General features: G+C 43.6%; 22 protein-coding genes. 4 read left to right on the forward strand and 18 right to left on the reverse strand.

The window, feature by feature from the left end:
* Positions 1 to 22: 22 nt before the first annotated feature.
* The 3 genes from L1283_RS07965 to L1283_RS07975 form a co-directional block, all read right to left on the reverse strand.
* Positions 23 to 589, reverse strand: a complete 567-nt coding sequence (locus L1283_RS07965) for a hypothetical protein (protein ID WP_159332988.1) — start codon at positions 587 to 589, stop codon at positions 23 to 25.
* 14 nt (positions 590 to 603) lie between these two features.
* Positions 604 to 717, reverse strand: a complete 114-nt coding sequence (locus L1283_RS07970; protein ID WP_236560215.1) for a DUF1398 domain-containing protein — start codon at positions 715 to 717, stop codon at positions 604 to 606.
* Between the two features lie 132 nt (positions 718 to 849).
* Positions 850 to 1,812, reverse strand: a complete 963-nt coding sequence (locus L1283_RS07975; RefSeq protein ID WP_201639139.1) for an aldo/keto reductase — start codon at positions 1,810 to 1,812, stop codon at positions 850 to 852.
* Between the two features lie 105 nt (positions 1,813 to 1,917).
* On the opposite strand from L1283_RS07975, the gene L1283_RS07980 reads away from it, so the two are divergent.
* On the forward strand, positions 1,918 to 2,259 hold the full coding sequence (locus L1283_RS07980; protein WP_159332986.1) for a winged helix-turn-helix transcriptional regulator: 342 nt from the start codon (positions 1,918 to 1,920) through the stop codon (positions 2,257 to 2,259).
* Positions 2,260 to 2,367: 108 nt separating this feature from the next.
* Here L1283_RS07980 and L1283_RS07985 read toward each other — a convergent pair whose 3' ends face one another.
* The 3 genes from L1283_RS07985 to L1283_RS07995 form a co-directional block, all read right to left on the reverse strand.
* Positions 2,368 to 3,411 carry an alpha/beta hydrolase gene (locus tag L1283_RS07985; protein WP_201303543.1) on the reverse strand — a complete coding sequence of 348 codons (1,044 nt, stop codon included), beginning with the start codon at positions 3,409 to 3,411 and terminating at the stop codon, positions 2,368 to 2,370.
* A gap of 5 nt (positions 3,412 to 3,416) precedes the next feature.
* A complete protein-coding gene (locus L1283_RS07990; protein WP_159332985.1) occupies positions 3,417 to 3,830 on the reverse strand; it encodes an OsmC family protein in 414 nt (137 codons plus the stop codon).
* A 109-nt stretch (positions 3,831 to 3,939) separates the two neighbouring features.
* On the reverse strand, positions 3,940 to 4,797 hold the full coding sequence (locus tag L1283_RS07995) for a helix-turn-helix domain-containing protein (protein WP_159332984.1): 858 nt from the start codon (positions 4,795 to 4,797) through the stop codon (positions 3,940 to 3,942).
* A 198-nt stretch (positions 4,798 to 4,995) separates the two neighbouring features.
* Between L1283_RS07995 and L1283_RS08000 the strand changes: the two genes are divergently transcribed.
* Together L1283_RS08000 and L1283_RS08005 are read left to right on the forward strand one after the other, a co-directional pair.
* Positions 4,996 to 6,411, forward strand: coding sequence for an aldehyde dehydrogenase family protein (locus L1283_RS08000; protein WP_312352541.1), 1,416 nt, complete (start codon positions 4,996 to 4,998; stop codon positions 6,409 to 6,411).
* Between the two features lie 62 nt (positions 6,412 to 6,473).
* Positions 6,474 to 7,280 carry a helix-turn-helix domain-containing protein gene (locus tag L1283_RS08005; protein WP_312352540.1) on the forward strand — a complete coding sequence of 269 codons (807 nt, stop codon included), beginning with the start codon at positions 6,474 to 6,476 and terminating at the stop codon, positions 7,278 to 7,280.
* Positions 7,281 to 7,292: 12 nt separating this feature from the next.
* Here the strand turns inward: L1283_RS08005 and L1283_RS08010 are convergent, their stop codons facing one another.
* From L1283_RS08010 to L1283_RS08065, 12 genes are all read right to left on the reverse strand, one after another.
* Positions 7,293 to 8,777, reverse strand: coding sequence for a DHA2 family efflux MFS transporter permease subunit (locus L1283_RS08010; protein ID WP_312352539.1), 1,485 nt, complete (start codon positions 8,775 to 8,777; stop codon positions 7,293 to 7,295).
* Positions 8,778 to 8,864: 87 nt separating this feature from the next.
* A complete protein-coding gene (locus tag L1283_RS08015) occupies positions 8,865 to 10,841 on the reverse strand; it encodes a PAS domain-containing sensor histidine kinase (RefSeq protein WP_312352538.1) in 1,977 nt (658 codons plus the stop codon).
* Positions 10,842 to 10,961: 120 nt separating this feature from the next.
* Positions 10,962 to 11,570, reverse strand: a complete 609-nt coding sequence (locus L1283_RS08020; RefSeq protein WP_145326938.1) for a flavin reductase family protein — start codon at positions 11,568 to 11,570, stop codon at positions 10,962 to 10,964.
* Positions 11,571 to 11,589: 19 nt separating this feature from the next.
* Positions 11,590 to 13,008 (reverse strand): SDR family oxidoreductase, encoded by a 1,419-nt coding sequence (locus L1283_RS08025; RefSeq protein WP_312352537.1) that lies wholly within the window; start codon positions 13,006 to 13,008, stop codon positions 11,590 to 11,592.
* Between the two features lie 378 nt (positions 13,009 to 13,386).
* The gene (locus L1283_RS08030) at positions 13,387 to 14,379 is read right to left on the reverse strand and encodes an ABC transporter permease (RefSeq protein ID WP_075992940.1); all 993 of its coding nucleotides are present in this window, start codon (positions 14,377 to 14,379) and stop codon (positions 13,387 to 13,389) included.
* Positions 14,342 to 15,343 (reverse strand): ABC transporter ATP-binding protein, encoded by a 1,002-nt coding sequence (locus tag L1283_RS08035; protein ID WP_312352536.1) that lies wholly within the window; start codon positions 15,341 to 15,343, stop codon positions 14,342 to 14,344. The genes L1283_RS08030 and L1283_RS08035 overlap by 38 nt, the downstream gene beginning before the upstream one ends.
* A gap of 21 nt (positions 15,344 to 15,364) precedes the next feature.
* On the reverse strand, positions 15,365 to 16,219 hold the full coding sequence (locus tag L1283_RS08040) for an NEW3 domain-containing protein (protein WP_145326936.1): 855 nt from the start codon (positions 16,217 to 16,219) through the stop codon (positions 15,365 to 15,367).
* Between the two features lie 208 nt (positions 16,220 to 16,427).
* Positions 16,428 to 16,718, reverse strand: a complete 291-nt coding sequence (locus L1283_RS08045) for a hypothetical protein (RefSeq protein WP_120334036.1) — start codon at positions 16,716 to 16,718, stop codon at positions 16,428 to 16,430.
* A gap of 77 nt (positions 16,719 to 16,795) precedes the next feature.
* Positions 16,796 to 17,242, reverse strand: a complete 447-nt coding sequence (locus L1283_RS08050) for an Hsp20/alpha crystallin family protein (protein WP_075992936.1) — start codon at positions 17,240 to 17,242, stop codon at positions 16,796 to 16,798.
* Between the two features lie 374 nt (positions 17,243 to 17,616).
* A complete protein-coding gene (locus tag L1283_RS08055; protein WP_286768086.1) occupies positions 17,617 to 18,678 on the reverse strand; it encodes a fatty acid desaturase family protein in 1,062 nt (353 codons plus the stop codon).
* A gap of 309 nt (positions 18,679 to 18,987) precedes the next feature.
* Positions 18,988 to 19,899 (reverse strand): helix-turn-helix domain-containing protein, encoded by a 912-nt coding sequence (locus L1283_RS08060; RefSeq protein WP_286768085.1) that lies wholly within the window; start codon positions 19,897 to 19,899, stop codon positions 18,988 to 18,990.
* A 64-nt stretch (positions 19,900 to 19,963) separates the two neighbouring features.
* Complete coding sequence (locus tag L1283_RS08065; protein WP_145326935.1) at positions 19,964 to 20,767, reverse strand: SDR family oxidoreductase; 804 nt, start codon at positions 20,765 to 20,767, stop codon at positions 19,964 to 19,966.
* Between the two features lie 279 nt (positions 20,768 to 21,046).
* Between L1283_RS08065 and L1283_RS08070 the strand changes: the two genes are divergently transcribed.
* Positions 21,047 to 21,307 carry a hypothetical protein gene (locus tag L1283_RS08070; RefSeq protein ID WP_112376336.1) on the forward strand — a complete coding sequence of 87 codons (261 nt, stop codon included), beginning with the start codon at positions 21,047 to 21,049 and terminating at the stop codon, positions 21,305 to 21,307.
* The last annotated feature ends 46 nt before the right edge of the window (positions 21,308 to 21,353 follow it).

Consider the following 21,353-nt stretch of genomic DNA (forward strand, 5'->3'; position numbering starts at 1 on the left):
TTGTTTATGTTATAAATTTGAATCATTGCTGTTGGTAGACCAGGTCTTTGCTCAGGCAGTGTTCTTCCCAGGGTAGTGTTATAAGCCGACTATGGGCATTTTGGGGAATAATACTTTTTGATGTCGGAAGGTAAAAATGGTTTTTATTTCCACTGCTCAGGGTATCGCGCAGATCGGGGATTTTTTTGAGGTTGCGCTGCAAGGCCGCAAAAAATGCTTTTGCGGATTTGTCCGCTTGTTTCATGATCTGACGCAAGTGGATAATTTCCCTTGTCCGGTCAGTTTCATAGCCCCCGCTTCCTGCAATGGTATATTCGGCTACAGGTGAATCATAGAAGATACCTGAATCTAAGATAGTTTCCTGATCTGAAAAAGGATAGGTGGAAAGGAAAAATCCCTGATAATCTACTGAGGAAAAGCTTGCCAAAAACGCCGACTGATTTTCCTTGCTGTATTTCAGATAACTCCGTTTGCCTGAACGACGGTTTATCTTCTCAATATAGGCGTGCGTCCGATGTTTTTCCATCGTTTCTCCGCAATACTGAAAAAACAGCTCGGCAGGTATCGCAATCCAAAAGTATTGACCCATTTTCTTTTATGTATTTAATTTAACTTCGATGTGTCACCTAACTTTTTGATGTCCCGGATATAGGCCGGAAAGTCAGCGCCTGATTTTACGTTGCTATGAGCAGCTTCAATTTGTTCTATTGTAAACATGTTTTCTTGATTTACACGTGTTAAACCCCTCTCCAATATCCTCCCATTTAATAGTAAAGTAAATATACTAAAGAATCTCTTTAGCTCCCTTATATTTCAACTCCGATACTGCTGCTGAAATTCATGCTGTTCTCAACCTCGTACTGTATTCAGCAGGTCGTGTGGATACCCGAGGCTAATGGAGCTTAAAGCGTCCAGTTTGGTCAGCTCATCAGCTGTCAAATTAATTTCAATAGCGCTAATAATTTGCTCAAATTGATTGATATTGCGTGCTCCCAGTAATGGAAATGCCTCTTTCGATAAGTTCCAAGCAAATGCAATCTCACCGGGTGTTGCTTCATATTTTTTTGCGATTAATACCAGTTCATCAATGATCAGTTTGGTTTTCTCGTCCTCGGAATATTCAGCGCCAGAAGAATAGCTGATTCGCCCAGCTTCTCCTTTTCTATATTTTGCGGTCAGCAGGCCGCCAGCCATTGGCGAGTACATCATCACACCAAGACCAAATTCCTTTGCCATCGGGATCAGTTCACGGTCTGCGGTACGCTGCAATAAATTATATTCAATCTGTAAAGCGGTGAGCTTTGTTGCTGATGCAATGGCCGATGCTTTCCATGCGGGGAAATTAGTGAGTCCCGCATACACTATTTTCCCTTCACTGACCAAATCTTGGAGTCCCAAAGCTATTTCTTCCCATGGAGTTACACCATCATCATAATGCGGCATATAAATATCGATGTAGTCCGTCTTCAGTCTTTTCAGACTTTGTTCAACAGCCTGTCGCATAGATTTACGGTTATTCCCAAAATTACTGATGGAAGGGTTGGGATCGCTGCTTCGGGTATATTTTGAGCAGACAATAAAATTATTTCGCTGCCCCTTTAAATAGTTGCCAACGATTTCTTCTGCCTCTCCAAATTGATAGACATCCGATATATCGATAAAATTACCACCCGCATCTGCATAAGCTGTTAAAATCTTTTTTGATTCATCGGGATCGGCTCCGTAGCCTTTTCTTGTTCCAAAGTTGGCAGCTCCTAAAATTATTTCACTGGCATGCAGTCCTGTTTTTGATCCAAATAACTTGTATTTCATATTTTTATATTTACTTTGTTGCAAAGTTAAGGGCATAAAGTAACCGTGTCAATTACGGATAAATTTATCTATACCCACTTTGTCCCTAGGTAAATAATATCAGCTATGTACGAAAAAAAGCTTCCGGTTAATTTAGATTGCGGTTTACATCTGTTTTTGCAGGTCGTTCAGGGCAAATGGAAAATAAACCTGCTCTGGGCCATTCATTCAGGTATCAAGCGTCCGGGTGAGCTGCAGCGGAAAATCCCCAATGCAACCCGCCGTGTACTTGATGCGCAGCTTGGCCAATTGATTGAACATGGATTAATCAATAAAGTCGTCTTTGATCAGCTTCCACTGAAAGTAGAATATGAACTGACTGGTCTGGGGGAAAGCCTTATACCAGTCATTGCGGTAACAGCCCAATGGGGCGAGGATCACAGAAATGAACTGGAAAAGATTTTGTAAGAAATCCCGCTCATTAGGGGAAATACATGCTTAAGACGCTATTATAAACTTAAAAAACACCAAACAGAGATACCTATTTGGTGTTATTCTTTGGAAATGCAGGGTATTTTACTTTGCAAACAGCGCTTTTCTTAAAGCAGTTGCCGCATCCAGCACCGATTCCTGTACGGCGTGGATATGCGCTAGCGGATTCAGCATCCCATAATCGTGAATAAAGCCTTTATACTCTGTAAGAGTCGTTGGAACACCGGCTTCATCCAATTTTCTTCCATAGGCGACACCCTCGTCATGCAGAATATCATTCTCGGCCACCTGAACAAGTGCAGGAGGCAAACCTTTCAGCTCTTCCAGAGAAGCTTTCAGTGGGGACGCGTATTTGTTGTCGCGTTCTTTTAAGTCAGGCAGGTAATTATCCCACATCCATTTCATCAACGGCGTTGTTAAAAACCGTTCCTGTGCAAATTTTGTGTACGATGCTCTGCTGAAGTCGGAGTCTGTTACGGGCCACAAAAGTACCTGCTGTTTTAGCTTGGGACCATTTTTGTCTTTGGCCATCAAAGCCACCACTGCTGCCATATTCCCACCGACACTGTTTCCGGCAACAGCAAGCCTGCTCGCGTCGACCCCGATTTCTTTTCCATGCTCGGCAACCCATTTTGTTGCGGCATAAGCCTGATTGATGGCTACGGGAAATCTGGCTTCTGGAGATGGAGTGTAATCCGGGAACACGGCTACTGCACCACTGTTGACAACAAGGTCACGAACCAGTCTTTTGTGGGTAGGGTAGTCTCCCAATACCCATCCGCCGCCGTGAAAGAACATAAATACGGGTAGGCCAGCTTGGGCACCTTTGGGTTTTACGATATGTATTTTTAGGGTCTGCCCGTCCTGGGTAATGGTTCTGTCTGATTCCTGGATATCGGAATAATCGAAGCTTACTGATTTTTGAGCGCCTACCAACACCAGTCTAGCGTCTTTTGGTGAAAGTGTTTCCAGCGGTTTTCCGTCGCCGCTGTTCAAAGCTTTTAAGAATGCTCTTGTTTCCCGGCCAATGTTGGGGTCTTGAGATGCGGGGTTTGATTGTGCCATGATATTGGAATTTATGATGGCGAGTGCCGCCAATGTTAAAATTGTTGAATAGATTGTCTTCATGGTGATTATTTTTTTAGGTTGATGTTTAAGATGATTTTGAAGCTGAATGCTGCGCTTACGGGACAGGTTCTTTCGGCCTCTCGGGCAATTTTTTCAAATTCTTCTGCTGAGATGCCGTCTACTTCTGCATCAAGTAGCAGTTCCGACTGTGTGATCTTTCCATTATCCAAGGTAATAATGGACTTTGTTTCGAGTCTTTTAGGGGTATAACCCGCCTGTGTGAGATCAAGACTCAGCTTCATTGTAAAACATCCTGCATGGGCAGCAGCAAGCAGTTCTTCGGGATTTGTACCGACACCTTCAGCGAAGCGGCTGTTGAATGAATACTGGGTCTGGTTCAGAACGGAACTTTGTGTGGTCAGATGTCCGTTTCCTTCTTTGATGGTGCCGTTCCAAACGGCTGTAGCATTACGTTTCATACGCTTTATTTTTGATTGTTAATTTCTTATAGGACAAAGGTATGTCATATAGGTAATCTAAATAAAGAGCAAAAAGTCGATATAAATTGTACTTTTTTCCTTTTATAGTCTAATTTTTAATTTCTTTCCGAAAAGCCGCCGGAGTTTTTCCTGATTTCTGAGTAAAGATCCGGTTGAAGTAAGCCGGGTCTTCATAACCCAATTGATAAGCGATTTCCTTTATGGTAAGCTCGCTGTATAGGAGCAGGCGTTTGGCTTCAAGGACGATCCTGTTTTTGATCATCTCGTTCGGATTTTCAAGGTTGAGTTTATGGAATTTGTTGGAAAGCGTTTTCGGGGCAAGGTTCAGTAGGTCTGCATAATCGGCTACGCTGTGTTTTTCCCTGTAGTGAATATTGACTAGTCGGCTGAAGTTTCTGAAAAAGTCCTGATCCATGCTGACGAGGTCGAGCGTTTCATTTTGGAGGTTCTGCTTTTTCCACTGCCGCGTTGCACGGATGATAATCTGCTTGAGGTACGTTCGGATCATTTCTTCCGAAGAGCGGTCCTGAAAATCAAGCTCATTGCTGATCTGAGCGAATAATTGGGGTATAGCGTGCAGCTCATCGCCGGATAGGTCCACTATCGGATTCTCAAAAATATTATTGAACAAGAGTCCGTCACAGGCAACCTCCTCATCATGAATCTGAATACAGTAGAAATCCCGGTTGTAATGGATTAAAAAGGCTTTATTTTCATTGGCCGACTGAATGTCAAGATATTGATTGGTATTGATGAAAAGCAAGGTGGGATTTTGGGTTTCATAAGCAGTGAAGTCCACCGTTAGAGCGTAACCAGTTGGAATGAGCAATATTTTAATGTAATGGCGGAACGTTTCGCCGTTTACCAGGTCCAGCGAAGAGGAGTCGAAAGAAATCAGGCCTAATTTTTTATGGTTCGATTCGAAAATGGAAGTAGCACTGTTCATAAGGACGTTTGTTTATGCTCAAATGTATCTCTTTTGCTGATAAAACTAAAATAAACGATTCAATTTACTGCAGACACCACAAACCATAGATCATGTGCCTTTTGTAGGACCTGAGCTTTTTTGCAAAGTATAATTGAGCTTTTTTACCAAGTTAGGTGAATAGGGTACAGCTAAATTTGTACTATAAATTGAAACAAAATGAAAACAGTCAATACGATTTATAGCAACGGGGAATTTGTAAGCCCGCACGGAACGGAAATTTATGAGCTCATCAATCCGTCAACGAATCAAAAGATCGGTGAAGTCACTTTAGCCGATGTAACCGACACAAGTAATGCCATTGCAGCTGCAAAAGCCGCCTTCCGGACATTTTCAAAATCCACCGTTTCGGAACGTATCGGTTATTTAACAAAACTGAAAACCGCGATTGAAAAGAGAAAGCAGGATTTTATCGATGTGATGATCGAAGAATACGGTGGAACGCATCAATTTGTCACGATGAGCAATGCGCATACCGGAGCCTGGTTTGACAGTATGATCGAAGTGCTTAAAAGCTTTGAATTTGAACGGACAATTAACGCCGCATCGGTACGATTTCAGCCTGTGGGTGTTGTGGCGATCATTACCCCCTGGAATGCCAGCAACAGTTCGGTGGCCAGTAAAGTCGCTACCGCAATTGCCGCAGGATGTACCGTAGTGGTTAAACCCAGTGAAATGAGTGCTTTGCAGACGAATGTGCTGATGGAAGCTTTTCACGAAGCGGGTTTACCAAAAGGTGTGATCAATGTGGTAACAGGTCTCGGAAATGTGGTGGGCACGGAACTGACCGAGAATCCCGGAATTGCCAAAATTTCATTTACAGGTTCTACAGCCGTAGGGAAATCCATCGCCAAACAAGCGGTAGATACCATGAAACGCATTACGCTCGAACTGGGTGGAAAATCGCCCAATATTATATTGGATGATGCAGACCTCGATAAAGCAATTCCGATGGCCGTATACGGCGCTTATATGAACAGCGGTCAGGCCTGTATAGCACCGACAAGGCTCCTGGTGCCGCAGCATAAGCTGGATCGGGTAAATGTCCTAGCAAAGGCCACTGCGGAAAGTATGGTTGTCGGCCTGCCACAAAATGCCGATACCAACATCGGACCGATGGTGAGCGTGAAGCAGTTTGATCGCGTACAGCAGTATATTAAAACGGGTATCGAGGAAGGGGCAACCTTGTTGACCGGTGGATTGGGAAAACCCGAAGGTCTGGAAGAGGGTAATTTTGTGAAAGCCACCATTTTTACCGATGTCAGCAATGCGATGACCATTGCGCGGGAAGAAATTTTTGGCCCCGTTCTGTGTATTATTCCTTATCAAACGGAAGCGGAAGCCATAGAAATTGCCAATGATACGTCTTACGGACTAGCGGCCTACATCTCATCGGCGGATAGCGAAAGGGCAAAACGTGTGGCCGGAGAGATCGATGCCGGACGGATCTGTATCAATGGATTCAGTCACGACCCGATGGTTCCGTTTGGCGGATTCAAGCAGTCGGGCATTGGACGGGAATATGGTGTATATGGTTTGCAACCCTACCTTGAAATCAAAGCCGTACTAAGCTAATTTTTTATACATTTGACAAAGCGTTGTCGTATGCACGGCGCTTTGTCTTGATCGATCGTCTTATGATAGAAAATTCGGATATTGTCTATTCCTGTTACCACCAGGTGAGCAGAAAAGGAGAAAATTTTGTGGCTCAGCATACGATTTCTTATCAGCTCTCGGGAAGTTTTATGTTGTCCGACAATAGAGACCAGCATACTGCGCATCCGGGCGATTTTCATCTCATCCGAAAAAACCAGCTGGTGAAATTTGCAAAGATTCCACCACCAAACGGCGCCTGTGAAAGTCTGAATATCTACCTGAGTGACGAAACGCTAAAGAATTTTGCGAATGAGTACCAGCTGAGATCCGATCATTCGACGCCAACAGAAGCGCTGGTTAAAATTGATGTCAATGCGGTTCTTGAAAATTTTATCGTGTCGCTGAAGGCCCTTCTCCAAAGCAATTTGAATAATAAATCGCTCACCGACCTCAAAATCAAGGAACTTTTGCTGATCCTTCTACAAACGAAACCAGCGCTCAAAAATATCCTGTTTGATTTTTCTGAACCGCATAAAATAGACCTTGAAGCCTTTATGAATCAGAACTACAGGTATAACGTCAATTTAGAGCGTTTTGCCCGTCTCACAGGCAGGAGCCTGGCCACATTTAAGCGCGATTTTGAAAAGGTTTTCCAAACCTCGCCGCACCAATGGATGCTGAAAAAAAGACTGGATGAAGCACATTATCTCCTAAAGGAAGAAAAGCGGTCTGCTTCCGACATCTTTGTTGATCTGGGCTTTGAAGATCTGTCGCATTTTTCCCATGCGTTTAAAAAACAGTTTGGCTACAGCCCGAAAAGCCTACCTAATACCGAAAAGCCTACCTAATATTAAAAAAAACTAAGCAGCGTTCTGAACTTCTTTCTTAATTGAGATACCCCTTAAATTGGCTCCGTCACTTGGTTTAATTTTGAAATACTCGATTAAGGATAGCAGTGATAAGCCAGCAATTAACTGCAAGGCCAAGCTAAAATCCCGCATCTGATAAACCGTATCCTGATAATAACTGCTTGCCAGGTGTAGCGTCACTGCGCCTAGGGCGATACCCATGCCAAGTGCCATTTGCTGTGCCGTATTGTACAGCGTATTTGCATTGCTCATCTGTTCGTTTGGCACGTCCGCGTACGCCAGGGTATTTAGACTGGTAAACTGGAGCGAGCGGGTAAGTCCCGAGAAAAAGAATACAATCGCCACCAGCCAGATCGGCGTTTGTATGGAAAGGAGGGAGAGTCCAGCGGTTACCACTGTTAAAATAATACCGTTGCCGATCAGGACCTTGCGGAAGTCATACCGCCGTGTGATCCACATGGCCACCGGTTTCATGCTCATACTACCGAACATGTTGGCCATATAGAGGAGTCCGGCGTGAAAAGGGCTCAGTCCAAAACCCAGCTGTAGCATAAGGGGCAATATAAAAGGAGCAACATTGATGACCATACGGGTGATGGAGCCCGAATATACCGTAATCCGGAAGGTTTTTACGTTCAGAATACTGTAATCGATCAACGGGTACTTGATACGTTTGGAGTGCCAGATTGAAACGGCCATCAGCGCAAAACTTGCCACAATGGTCGCCGCTGGTTTTGTATAATCGCCTTGGGCTGCGCCGATCATTTCAGTCCCCAGCATAATGCCGGCAAGACCGATACCACTGATAAAAAAACCGATAATATCAAGCGGACGGCTATTTTCAGAATCCATCGCTGGAACAAATTGATGCACGGCCCACAGCGCAAATATGCCGACGGGTATATTGATAAAGAAAATCCAGTGCCAGCTAAAATAGGTTGTAAAAAATCCGCCCAGTACGGGACCGATAATAGGGCCTAACAATCCGGCCCAGGCAATATAACCGATCGCTTCGACCAGATCTCTCTTTTCGGTGTGCTTGAGCACAATGAGACGTCCCACGGGTACCATGAGGGCTCCGGCTGTCCCCTGGCAGATACGTGCAATGACGAAAGATGTTAAGTTGGTACTCAGTCCACATGCGATTGAAGAAAGTATAAATCCGATAATCGCCATATTGAAAACCTTTTTTGCGCCGTAGCGGTCGGCAATCCAGCCGCTGATTGGAATAAATACAGCTAACATGACGGTGTAAGAGGTAATACCTGCACTGAGGTGTACAACATCACTCTCAAAATCATGTGCCATTTTGGGTAAGGCCGTCGATATCGCTGTGGTGTCGAGCATCTCCATAAGTAAAGTGCCACCTACAATGAGCGATATGATGCGCGATTCTTTCTTCATCTTGCTCTTCTTAAATCCCGAACGGGAAACATTTGCGACAAAAGTAAGCCTATCGTAAAAAAGAAAAGTCATAAAAAGGCAATTAAATGACCGATATGTCCGCGTATGTGTTTGCTAAGAACCGAAGAAAAGAACTTATAATATTAACAATTTTTACATTTACTGAGCTGGAAGCCGCACCTTAAATGTGGTTCCGCCCGCTGAATTGCTCTCCACAGTGATATGTCCATTATGCAGTTCTACAATTTCACGGCAGAGATAAAGGCCTATGCCAAATCCCGAAATTGTTCCGACCTTATCTTTTCCTGCCCTGTAAAATCGCTCGAATATCTGATCCCGGTCTTCTTCGGCAATTCCCATACCCTCGTCACTGACAAAAATCTCTACATCCTGATTTGCAGTAGGCAAATAGCCAAATGTAATCTGGGTTCCTATCGGCGAATATTTGGCCGCATTTTCTACAAGATTTTGGATTACCTGCGAAATTTTATTCGGGTCAGCAGCAATGGATAGACTTTGCGTCAGGTCAGCGACGATCTGATGGGAGTTTATCCTCAATTTAAATTCATCTTCAAGTTCTGCAAATAATTCCTTCAGATCAAACACTTCTCTTTCTATCATCATTCTGCCGGAGTCGAATCGCGAGATGTTCAAGAATCCATTGATTAAGTTCTTCATATTGCGAACTTGTCGAAGGGATTTCATTGTAATGTCTTGATAACTCGTGTTTGCTGTAAGGAATGCCTGACGCTGCATCAATTGAAGATAGGCGTTTATAGAGGTCAGGGGTGTCTTCAGTTCGTGGCTAACGATGCTTATGAAATCATTTTTCCGCTGTTCCTCAGCTTTTTGTTCGGTAATATCCCGTAAAGTACCGTTCAGACTTACTGCTTTTCCCTTAGCATCGTAAAATACTTTACCACGTGCCTGCACGAGTCTGCCGTTCGGGGACTGCGCATGGGCAATACGGTATTCAATAAAGTAATTGCCATCCGACTCTTCGCTAAGTGCTTCAGTTATGGCAGCCATTACACGTTCCCGATCCTCTTCTACGATGGAAGAAATAGCGGCGGATAAATCCAATTGATCCTTATCGGCTAAACCAAACCATGATTTTAACAGGGCATTTCCGGAGAACAGATTATTTTTGGGCTCATAATAGAACGTCGCAAGCTCTCCGGCATCAATAGCCATGGACAGCATGTGTTGATCTTTTTCACTTTTCCGCCGTTCAAGGACTTGGTCGGTAATATCTTCAAGGATAATCAGAATTCCAGTGACTTTGTTGTCAGTTGAAAAAATAGGTTGATAGATCGAGTTTACGATAGCCTCTCGCAGTCCGTCATTGTGACGCAGCAATATGGAGAGTTCATTGTTTGTTTTACGTTCGCCTTTTTCGAACGCTTCCCGGAGCCACTGATTCACTGGCTGGCCTTGCAGTTCAGGCCTTGCGATTTCGTGGGGCCGGCCCTGCACATCCGCTAATCGATGGCCCCAGATTTTTAATATTGTTGGATTGGCTATGTCAATAATCAGTTCCGGCCCCTTCAGCATCGCTATGCCGACCGGTGCCTGCTCAATAATTGTCCGCACTTGTTCACGGCTTTCTGCCAGAAGTTGTAAGGAACTGTTGAGCTCATCATTTGTAGCGGTCAATTCTTCGAGTGTTGCCGCCATTTCCTCCATCAGCCCTTGTTCCTTTTTTTCTTTTTCCCGAATCTGTTGCTGATGCTGCCTTCTTAAAGTAACGTTACGGGCAGTGTTTAAAATACACCAGGTTTTATTGTTTTCGTCTAATAGGGCTCTATATTCATAATCGAAATAATCAGTCACCGGAACACCGTTTTTAATGAGTCTGGCTGGTGCCTCGGTCACGGAATAGGATTTGCCCGTACGCCAAACCTCTTGCAGAATAGCTAAAAACGGCTGATCTTCCAGTTCCGGAATAGCACTGATCAGCGCTTTGCCAATAACGGATGCGTCTTTGCCCCAAAGGGAAAGCATGCCCTCATTGGCAAACTGGATGGTCATCTCTGTTCCAGTATAGATTGATGTAGGCTCGGGAGAACAACTCAGTGCCTGTAAGATAAGGTCTTCGCCAAATGAGGCACTACCAAATTTTTTCTTGATGTCCATTAGACCAAAGATAAAGAATACATTCTATAGCGTAACACATTATCTTCCGCTCTGGGAAGTAAAGTCTTGAAGAAAGCCGAACTGTGTGCTTTCTTTATGAAAATCCTTGCGAAAAGTTGCTTAAGGCTTCGCATAAGGTAATCGTTCAATCCGGCTTGTGGTATGATAGCTGTCAAGACCGCTAGAAGTCACGGTTCCGGCTACTTCGATATCGATATAACCATCCTCTTTTAAACAGTTATCGGGCACGAAAGCTGTTTTTATTTGGCCGATGATCAATGTTGTACCGTTCAGCTCAATAGCTGTTTTCTGAACAAAGCTACAGGCGAATTTTATTTTACTTTCTTGAACAAAAGGGGCCGGAATATTTTCCAGGTATTCAGGGCTAAGTCCAACCTGTTCAAATTCGCTAACATCTTTAGGATATTTTGCACTACATTGGTGTGCCTCATGTACAAATTCGGATGAGACATGATTAATCGTATACCATTTCTGCTCCAGGATATTATCCAGGGTGCTGCTAAAATCTGTCGCCGGCCGAAGTATAATGCCACAGAGTGCCGGATCTGCGCCCAGGTGGAACAAACTGCTGAACGTGGCAAGGTTCTCACTTCCGTCCCTGTTTTTTGTACCGATCAATACCAGGCTTTTAAAGCCGCCCAGCGAGTTTATAAAATTTGCTCTGTATCTTCTTTCAAATGCAGCAATTGCGTTCTCATTATAAATCATCGTTTATGAATTTTTATTTTTAAGGTTTAGCTATTCTATTAATCATGCCCCTAAATATGAAGCCGTGAAAAGGCCATACGGCATACCAATAGAGCCTTCCGGCAAGGCCCAGGGGTCTAAAGGTCGCGGTCTGCAGCAGGATATTATTCTCGATTTTAAATTCTAGCCATGCCTCTCCCGGGAGTTTCATTTCGGCATAGAGCAGCAATCGTTTTGTCTTTTTATCGGCGATCAGTACGCGCCAAAAATCAAGTGCATCACCTGCAGCCAGATCGCTTTTATTTTTTCGTCCCCTTCGCATCCCCACTCCGCCGACCAATTGATCCATGAATCCACGGATTTTCCAGAGCCAGTTGCCATAATACCAGCCGGAATTTCCTCCAATGGACCAGATTTTGGTCAATGATGCTTCACTATTGTGGAGGGGAGCCGAGCGGACATCCCTAAAGCAACCATAACTGGGCACTTCCAGCAACCGGGTGAGTCCGCCCGATAAAATATGAGTGGTCTGTGCGTCTTTCCAGCTGGACACCACATTGTCGCTTTCAATTTTTTGAAATGCTAATTGGATGGATTTCCTGTAATTGATCAGCATAATACCGAGTTCTTCTGCCAGATTATTGGGTTTACAGATCACTTCTACTTTCATGCTATCGACCAGATTTTTGGCTAGGTTATAGGACGTCGAGGTAACAAAATAGAGCCAGTAGGAGGAAAGCCGCGGCGTCATGAGCGGGATAACAAAGATCTTTCGCCTCAGTTTTCGTTCGGCAGCATATTGCAGCAGCATCTCTTTATAGCTAAGGATGTCTGGACCGCCGATATCATAGCTTTTGTTAAAGGTATGCGGGTTGGCGATAACACCGATCATAAATTCGATCACGTTGCGTATGGCGATAGGCTGACATTTCGTCTGCAACCATTTGGGCGTAATCATAACCGGAAGTTTTTCCACAAGATCCCGAATGATCTCGAAAGATGCGCTTCCCGAGCCAACGATGATACCGGCCCGCAAGGTGGTGATCGGAATCCGCCCGCTGGCCAGGATGTTTTCAACGTTTCTTCTCGAGTCGAGATGCTTCGATAAGTGATCTGAATTAATTATTCCGCTCAGATAAATGATCTGTTGTGCGCAGGTTTTTTCCATAAAGTTGCGGAAGTTGGTCGCACATTGCGCTTCCATTTGCTGGAAATCACCGGACTGCGTCGCCATGGAATGGATCAGGAAATAAGCAATATCAATTTTAAGTGGTATTTCTTTCAGACTTTCGTTATCCAGGAAATCGACTTCAACAACTTGAACATGCCCCGGGATTGCCGAGGTATCAAAACGATTCTTATCTCTTACACAACAAATAATTTCATGTCCCTGTTCTAACAACACAGGCAAAAGACGTTTTCCAATATACCCCGTCACTCCGGTCAATAGAATTTTCATAGCCTGATTTGTTAAGTTCAATTGTTATTTAGTGTATACAAATATACCAAAATGCAGTCTAATTTGTTTTTATTTGGTGTGTTTTTATTCTAATGCAGCAAGACGCACGCTATTGATCTTTTATTTCTTCAGTAAGCAAAACTTTAATTGCAACATCATGTGTGTAGCGTTTTTGGCTGTGCCCTGGCTTCGGTCAGCTCCAGTGCATTGGAGCCTTTGAAGAGAGTGCTTGTACCATCCCCACCTATAGGCTACGTGAATAGGGTGCTTGCTAAATGATCGAAAAGAGCGAGCGAAAAGGAAATACTAAAGGCGCACGGAAGCGTGCGCCTTACAGTTTGTGAAAGCAGTTCTGACAAGCTGCTTTGGTGGAAACGCTTAACTTCTGATTTCCCTTCGCATAAAAATGTAATAGGACCAGGCAAAACAGATCATCATGGCTGCACAGAGGCCACTGACCTGTGGCCACACCATCAGAAAACTTTCCCGAAAGGAAAGTGGTGCGGGGATGGCACCGACCATCTGTTCCATGGAAATGGGACCTAAGCTGCGTACCGAGGGCATCAATAGGGTAGTGGTGGCATCGGTATAGAGCTGACTCGGTGATAAGCGGAGCAGATTTAAGATGAGCTCATTATAGCCGATGTACTCCTGCTCCGAAATGTAATTGGGGTTAGGTAAAAAAGGGCGTATTGCCAGATTGACCAGAATAGGAAAGAATACCGTAAAAAACAACCAGATGCCGATCGCGGTAAGTGCTGAGGTGGCCGGCTGGCGAAAGCGGATCGACAACAGGATGGAAAGGCTCAGCCAGAAGGCGACATAGAGCACACTGATCAAGGTAAAACCGAAGATACGCAGCAACTCCTGGGGTTCTATCCGGACACCTGTACCGAGGAGACCGCCACCGATCATCAGCATGACCAGCGCAACAAATAATGTACCCACCACGGCCAGTGGCGCCAGAAATTTGGCGAACAGCAGGTTGTCTCGGTAAATTGGCTGCGCCAGCAAACGGGTGAGTGTACCGTTGTTGTATTCTGCATTGACGGCGTCAAAACCCAAGGCTATGCCCAAAAGTGGCGCTAGAAAGTTTAAAAAAACATGAAATGGCGGAATGGAATTATCCGTTGTGGTCAGTAGCTTGAGATAGAGAAATGACTGATCAGGATCGCGCATATTGCTGACAGCGTCTTTCAGCCCTATGGATGAAACGTATAGGGATGCGCCGAAAGTCAGTACGATGAGCAGGATCAGTATAATAAAACGCCAGCTGCGGATATGTGCCGCAATTTCTTTGCGGACCAGCACCTGCATCGGAAAGGATGGCCGTTTATTGGTATCTTTTGAAGAAACCCTTGGATTTTTCATAGGCATTATCTGTAGTTATGCTGTTCTCAAAATATGTATTATAAATATCGTCGAGCTGGTAGTCGTTGCGGCTCACGGAAACGATATCGGCGCCATTGTTTACCAGCAGGCGTACAGCCATTGCTGTTGTATCGCTGTCTGTTTTTAATTCGATCGTAAATCCGTCCACCTTAAGATCACGGAGTCCGGGCAGGGCCTTTAATGCTTCTGCAAACCGTTTGGTATCGCCCTGGGCATGGTCAAGGGTAATGACGGTACTGATGCCTTTCTGCTGCTGCAGGTTATGGGCAAGGCTTTCGAGCGATCCTTCAACCAGTAATTTTCCGCCAACAAAAATACCCACCCGATCGCATACACGCTGCACCTGGTGGAGGTGGTGTGAAGAAAGCAGTACCGTTAGGTTATGCTCCCTGCTGAGCTGCTTGATGAGCTCAAGGAATTCGTCAACACCCTTGGGATCAATGCCAAGCGTAGGCTCATCAAGGATGGCAACCTCGGGAGCCTTGATCAGCACTTCGGCCAAGCCTAGACGTTGTTTCATACCGCGAGAAAAAGCGCTCGTTTTTTTATGCATTTCCCGTTCGAGCCCCACCACATGTAACATGTCTTTTGCAGAAGCTTGTGCATAGGATTCCGAAAGACCATTTAATCTGGCAATAAAGCTTAGGTTTTCCAGGGCCGTCATATCCGGGTAGAAACCTACATTGTCGGGCAGGTAGCCGACTTTTCGTTTCACGGCGATCGGATTGCGCGTAGCATTATGACCACAGACATAGGCTGTGCCGGAAGTGGGTTCGGTCAGGCCCAGCATCATGAGGATGCTGGTTGTCTTGCCGGCACCATTGGGGCCGAGCAGGCCAAAGATCTCTCCGGGATAAATGTGCAGGTCCAACTGATCTACAGCGGTTACTTTGCCGTAGCTTTTTGTCAGGCCTGTCAATTGAATGATAGGATCCTTCATCATGATAATCTTTTTGTAGCGCCCTTATCTGCGGCCGTATTTGCGGATGAGAAAATACACCAAACCAATGGCCAATACAATGACAAGCATACCGATCCAGCCAGAAAGCAAAGAAGTTTTCACAATCATACGGAATGAAATGTCGGCGCTACTATTGGATGATTTGATCTCAAATTTGGAAGCATAGTCACCGGCAATAGTTTTGTCGGGAACTTTTAGGTTGACTTTGACGTCAATAGATTTCCCTGCTTCGAGCTGTTTGATGTTCGACGGATCGAAGCTTGCCTCCCATCGGCTGGGTAATTGGGACGTCAGTTCCAAGGCATTGAGTGGCAGGGTGCCCGTGTTTTTGACTTTAAGTAGAATCTCCTTGCTGCTACCGGATACCACTTCGTCGCTCAGCCGCCCACTGGGGGTGGTCAACTCAAGGGCATAGGAGCCTTTGACGACTGCTTCGAGTTCAAGCTTTAAGGTATCGGTTGAGGATATGGCCCGTAGCGGAATTTTATATTTATCGGGCTTGGCCGTGATCGGGCAGCTGATTTCAATGCTGATTTCCTGGGCCTTATTAGGCTGCATCTGAAGGGAAGTCACTTGCGAGCCTTCTACGCGGTAGCTAATCTGCCATCCATCGGGTAGCTGGGCATTCAGGCTGTAGTTAACCAATTGAGCGGATCCGTTGGTCAAGGTGGCCGAATAACGAAAGGGTTCGTTGCTGGGGGCCTCAATATTGATGAGCCTCGCTTCGAAACCAGATTTGAGGGGCTTCAAGGCTTGCCCCGATAGATAAAAACTGTTAGCCAGCACAATAAGTGCGATAAGAAATGGCCTGAAAGAAAAACGTCGGTCTGTGTTTGTAATTAGTAATTCTGTTAACATGATCCAATAACTAAAATTTATATTTAAATAGAATATTAGCTTTTAAAAAATGTCGGTTTGGGTATCAGCTACCTTTTTGAAAAACCGCACCCAAATTAAAAATCAATTTGATAAAAATCAAGATTGAAATAAAAAAATAGTGTAAAAAGAATGTGTTTAAATGGTTTATAGGCTGATAGCTTGTGTTGTATGCTGCAATGCACTTCCGTCAGTCAAAGTTTACTGAGCGGAATGTCTTCTTGATGATAATCTTGGTGTTCTCGGCCAACTCATCCAGTGTACAGTGGATGGATCGTAATTGTGTCCTCTGAATTGTAGCGTCGTTCAGAAGAAGATTGATGCGAAGACGTCTGCTGTCTGAGGCTTCAGGCTCACCGCGCAGTTCATCAAACAATTCATGAATAATCTTTTCGCAGCTTTTTTGGTCAAAACTGGCGATAGTGATATAATGTCCGTGGCTGTACATCTGTAATTCAATATAGTAATTCGACGTTTTCATAATCTTCGTTTTAAAGACTGAAAAAAATAGGTTAGCCTCCGTGGGAGGCTAACCATTAAAATTTGCTATCTGGATCTTTAGGATATTTCGATCATCCGCGGTTCTTTCTGTTTGGCTTCTTCTTTCTTCGGTATTGTCAATCGGAGCATACCATTCTCATAGTGTGCCTGAATATTGTCCTGATCGACAACCTCCTTCTGAAGTTCGAAGCTGCGTTGGAAAGATTGGTAACTGAACTCCCGGCGGGTGTAGTTGTCCTTATGCTCCTCGTTTTGTTCTTCCTTAGCCGAGGATATGGTTAAGAGATTGCCGTCGAGGGTCACCTTGAAATCGCCTTTGGCCATGCCGGGAGCGGCGACCTCCACTTCGAAGCTATCTGCGTTTTCCTTGATGTTGACCGCAGGAACGGTGGTACTTGTTGATGAATAATTTTTGTTGTCCCAGTTTAAAAGCTCGCGGTTAAAATTATCAAACATGGGCGAAAAAAGTGAAAAATTGTTCCAGTTTCTTTTTGCAAGTTTCATAGTAACCTCCTTTTAATGAAGTATAACAATAATTTAAATCTATCAGTCGGCCGACTGTATTAAAAATCTCACAAAAAAGGTACCGAGCTTAAAAAACTGAAATTTTTGCAGCAAAACTGTCAAATTTTACCTGATAAATTGACAGAAATGATAAGATCTACCTACAACAAACCGAAAATTGAATTTGTTTCAAACGATGTTCAGCTCAATCTTATCCTTATAATAACCCATTTGATGGATAACTTAGTTAGAAAAGACCGGGCTTCTTAGCGATTTCTGGTCTTTTCTTTTTTGCTGAAAGCTACCAACTTCTATGGCACATAAAGGCCATAGGGAAGGGACAAAGGAAATGAAGCGACTTGCTAATAACTAGGTTATTTTGACAAGGCCTCCAGCACTTTTAAATGCGATCTAAATGCTGTCCAGAAGCTCCGAAACTCGTTGTATTGTATTTTATATTCCTTGCAGGTCTGCTTCACAATCCTATTGAGCGCAGGATAATGAACATGGCTGATCTTTGGAAAAAGGTGATGTTCAACCTGAAAATTGAGACCGCCAAGCAACCAGGTAAGTACCTTGCTGCCCGTAGCAAAATTTGCGGTGGACTGAATCTGATGAATCATCCATTCTTCTTCGACCTTTGACTGGTCAATGGTTTTGAATTCGGTTTCTTCCACCACATGGGCCAGCTGGAATACTGTGGCCAGACTCATACCACATACAGTACCAGCAATCAGCAAACCGATAAGTGTGGGCAGCCACCCGACGAAAATGATCGGAACAATGACAAATAAGCTGAAGTGAATTAGCTTACTGACCCAAAAAATAATACGCTCTTTGACCGGAAAATGAAATTGCTCAGTTTTATGTCCCATGCGCCCACGGAAATATTTCTCATAATCCTGATAAAAGATCCACGCTAAATAGGAGATTCCATAGAGCAACGGAAAATAAAAACGCTGATAGCGATGGTGTTTCCGAAGTTTCTGGTCGTGGTGTATACGCATAAACTTTACTTCGATATCGTGATCTTCGCCATCGATATTTGTATAGGTGTGGTGTGCAATATTATGTTTGAGCTTCCAAAAGTAGATATTGCCGCCCAGTAGATTGAGCGAGTAGGAGAGCACAGTGTTCAGGTTTTTATTGTCTGAAAAAGAATTGTGCCCAGCATCGTGCATAATGTTAAAACCAATCGCAGCGAGGTTAGCTCCGAAAATGATACATAATGCTATTGCAACACTCCAATGCAAAGGTGCGAATACCAGAAGGAGATACAATACCGCAAAGCTGATCAGGAGGATAGCGGCTTTCAGATAGATTTTACGATTCCCGGTTCTTGGCTGAAGTGAATTTTGAAAATAGTTATTGATTTTTTGTTTTAACGTTTTAGAGAACAATGTATTTACATTGCTGAATTTTACAGACTGGGACATTTGGATTTTTACTCGAGAGATATGCTTAATTTTTATAACGTTCGATCTTGAGCGATAGAACAATGTAAATATACGCTATAAAATTTGAAAGATCCCGGTAGTAAAGTTAAAGATTGTTAAAGGTCATTCTGCCATCCTTGATTTCCCATGGTCCGGAAGATATACCTTTTGAATTTTTGAAGCCGCCGGTATTTATCCCGCGCCGACGTATCCTGCTTCCTAATTAACTATTCCATATCAATTTGCCGGAGCGAAGGTTTTTTTAAATGTAACACAAAACTCGCACTAAAATTTTTTTACACTGTTCTGTCAGTTAAACGATTGCCTGAATGCTAAAGGTGAAACATTGGTTTTTTTCTTAAACAGTTTGTTGAACGATTGCGGATGTTCAAAACCGAGCTTATAGGCAATTTCGGCCACGGAAAGGCTTGTCGCCGTAAGTTGTTCCTTGGCTTCTTCAATTAACTTATCGTGAATGTGCTGCTGTGTGTTTTTACCGGTAACGGAACGTAGCAAATCGCTTAAATATCGTGCTGATACATGGAGGCTTTCGGCTAAATACTCTACGGTTGGAAGCCCCTGTTTTAAGGTTTCTTCGCTGTCGAAATAATCGTCCAGCAATTTTTCCAATTGGGTCAGCAGCGCATGGTTAACCGCTTTTCGAGTAATGAATTGACGCTCATAGAAACGGTTGCTGTATTGCAAGAGCATATCTATTTGCGACAAAATAATGTCTTGGGTATGCTTGTCGATATGCTGATATTCTTGTTCGATTTTAAGAAAAATTTCTATAATGTCTTTTTCTTCCCGTTCGGAGAGATGTAACGCTTCGTTAAGCGCATACGAAAAGAAATTGTAGTTTTTTATTTTGGTGGTCAGGGGATGGGTATACAAAAAATCAGGGTGGAATAGCAGCATGTAACCTTTTCCGCATTCGACATTCATCTTTCTGATTTCGGCAATCGTTAACGATTGAATCTGCTTGGGCGCAATAAAATTCATTGTTCCTTTGTCGAAATCGTAATACTGTTGGCCGTACTTTATTTTTGCAGTAACATCTTTTTTGAGCGAAATACTGTAAAAATTCACGTAGAACTGCTCCCAGATGTCGCTTTCATCGGGTTTAATTCCAGCTACATCAATTACACTGACGAGCGGATGTAATGGGGCCGGCAAGGACAATTGCCGATGAAATTCGGATATGGAATTGATACTATGCATCCTGTTTTTGTTATACAAATTTACAAAAAACAACTGCCTCGCAAGGCAGTTGCTGATTTAAAAATTAGGCCTCAAATTGTTTCGCGATTTCTTGCCTGAACGCTTCTTTTCCGATTTGTAATCGTCTTTCATAGAGTGCGTGTGCATCTTCGCCTGCCAGATAACGTACCTGATCTTTATTGTCTGTGGCGGCTTCATACACCACTTGGGCAATTTGCTCTGCCGTGGATGCATTTTGCATCATCAGACCCATTTGTTCGAACAGTTTGTCTTCGATGTCCTGATAGTCGGAAGTTCGGTTTAGATCCAAAGAACGACCTGCAAAATCTGTCGCTATTCCTCCCGGAGCAACTGTTTTGATGGCTATTCCAAATTTTTTCAATTCAAAGGACATGCTTTCGCTCCAACCCTCCAGGGCGAATTTTGTGGCATGATACATCGAATGTAACGGGAACCCCATAAATCCACCAATTGATGTGGTCGAAATAAATAAACCGCTTTTCTGTGCTCTAAAATGGGGAATAAAGGCTTGTGTAACGCGCAGTACGCCCAATAGATTCGTGTCGATTTGGCGAAGTATTTTTTCGTCGCTCAATGTTTCAAAGGCACCCATTAACCCATAACCTGCATTATTGAAAACGACATCAATGTTACTTATAGCGATCGCTTTTGCTACAGTTTCTTTGATCTGGGCCGGATCGGTAACATCCAATTTTAATAGCCTGATGTTTTCGATCCCGGCAAGTTCGGTTTCATTTTCAGGATTTCGCATGGTTGCGATCACATTCCAACCCGCCTGTTGAAATAATTTGGCAGTTGCTTTTCCCAAACCGGAAGAAGCTCCTGTAATGAAAATTGTCTTTTGCATGCTGTTATTGTTTGATTCCATACCACAAATGTCTAAAGAAGGCATCGGGTACCTGTTGCCAAATTGAGCTTGATTGTAGCCAAAATGACGAAATCAAAATATGTGAAAAAAATCATTCCCAATAGAGGGGAAAAATCATCGACTTTGGCACGATTATTTGTTGATATTCGTTATAAAAATAAGGCAACGTTAAGCTGATTTTTGCTCGATTTTATACTTTTTGGCGTATTCGTATTGGCGTAATTGCTGTATTTTAAAAATTTTAGAAGATCTATATTTATGCAAGGCACAATTGACGGGATAAGCGGGGAACCACATCGTTCACAGGTGTTCCGTTTAACTTACAAAGGACAGGATTATCAACTGGTGTTGTTGAAAAAGTCTTTATCAAAGCTCGATACGGAATTGCCAATTTCGCTTGATGGAATTGATCAAAAAATCGTAAAAAAAGGCGACCACTGGTTTTTTGAAAATAGGCATTCAGATCAGCATTTTGCGACAGAAATCTGGCGCAATTTATCGCTTCGATATCGCCTTTAAGGTAAAAATTCTGCTGTATGGTGGCCCGCAGCTCAATATACAGCAA

Source organism: Sphingobacterium sp. HSC-15S19 (genome assembly GCF_050433745.1).
GTDB classification, from domain to species: Bacteria; Bacteroidota; Bacteroidia; order Sphingobacteriales; family Sphingobacteriaceae; genus Sphingobacterium; species Sphingobacterium siyangense.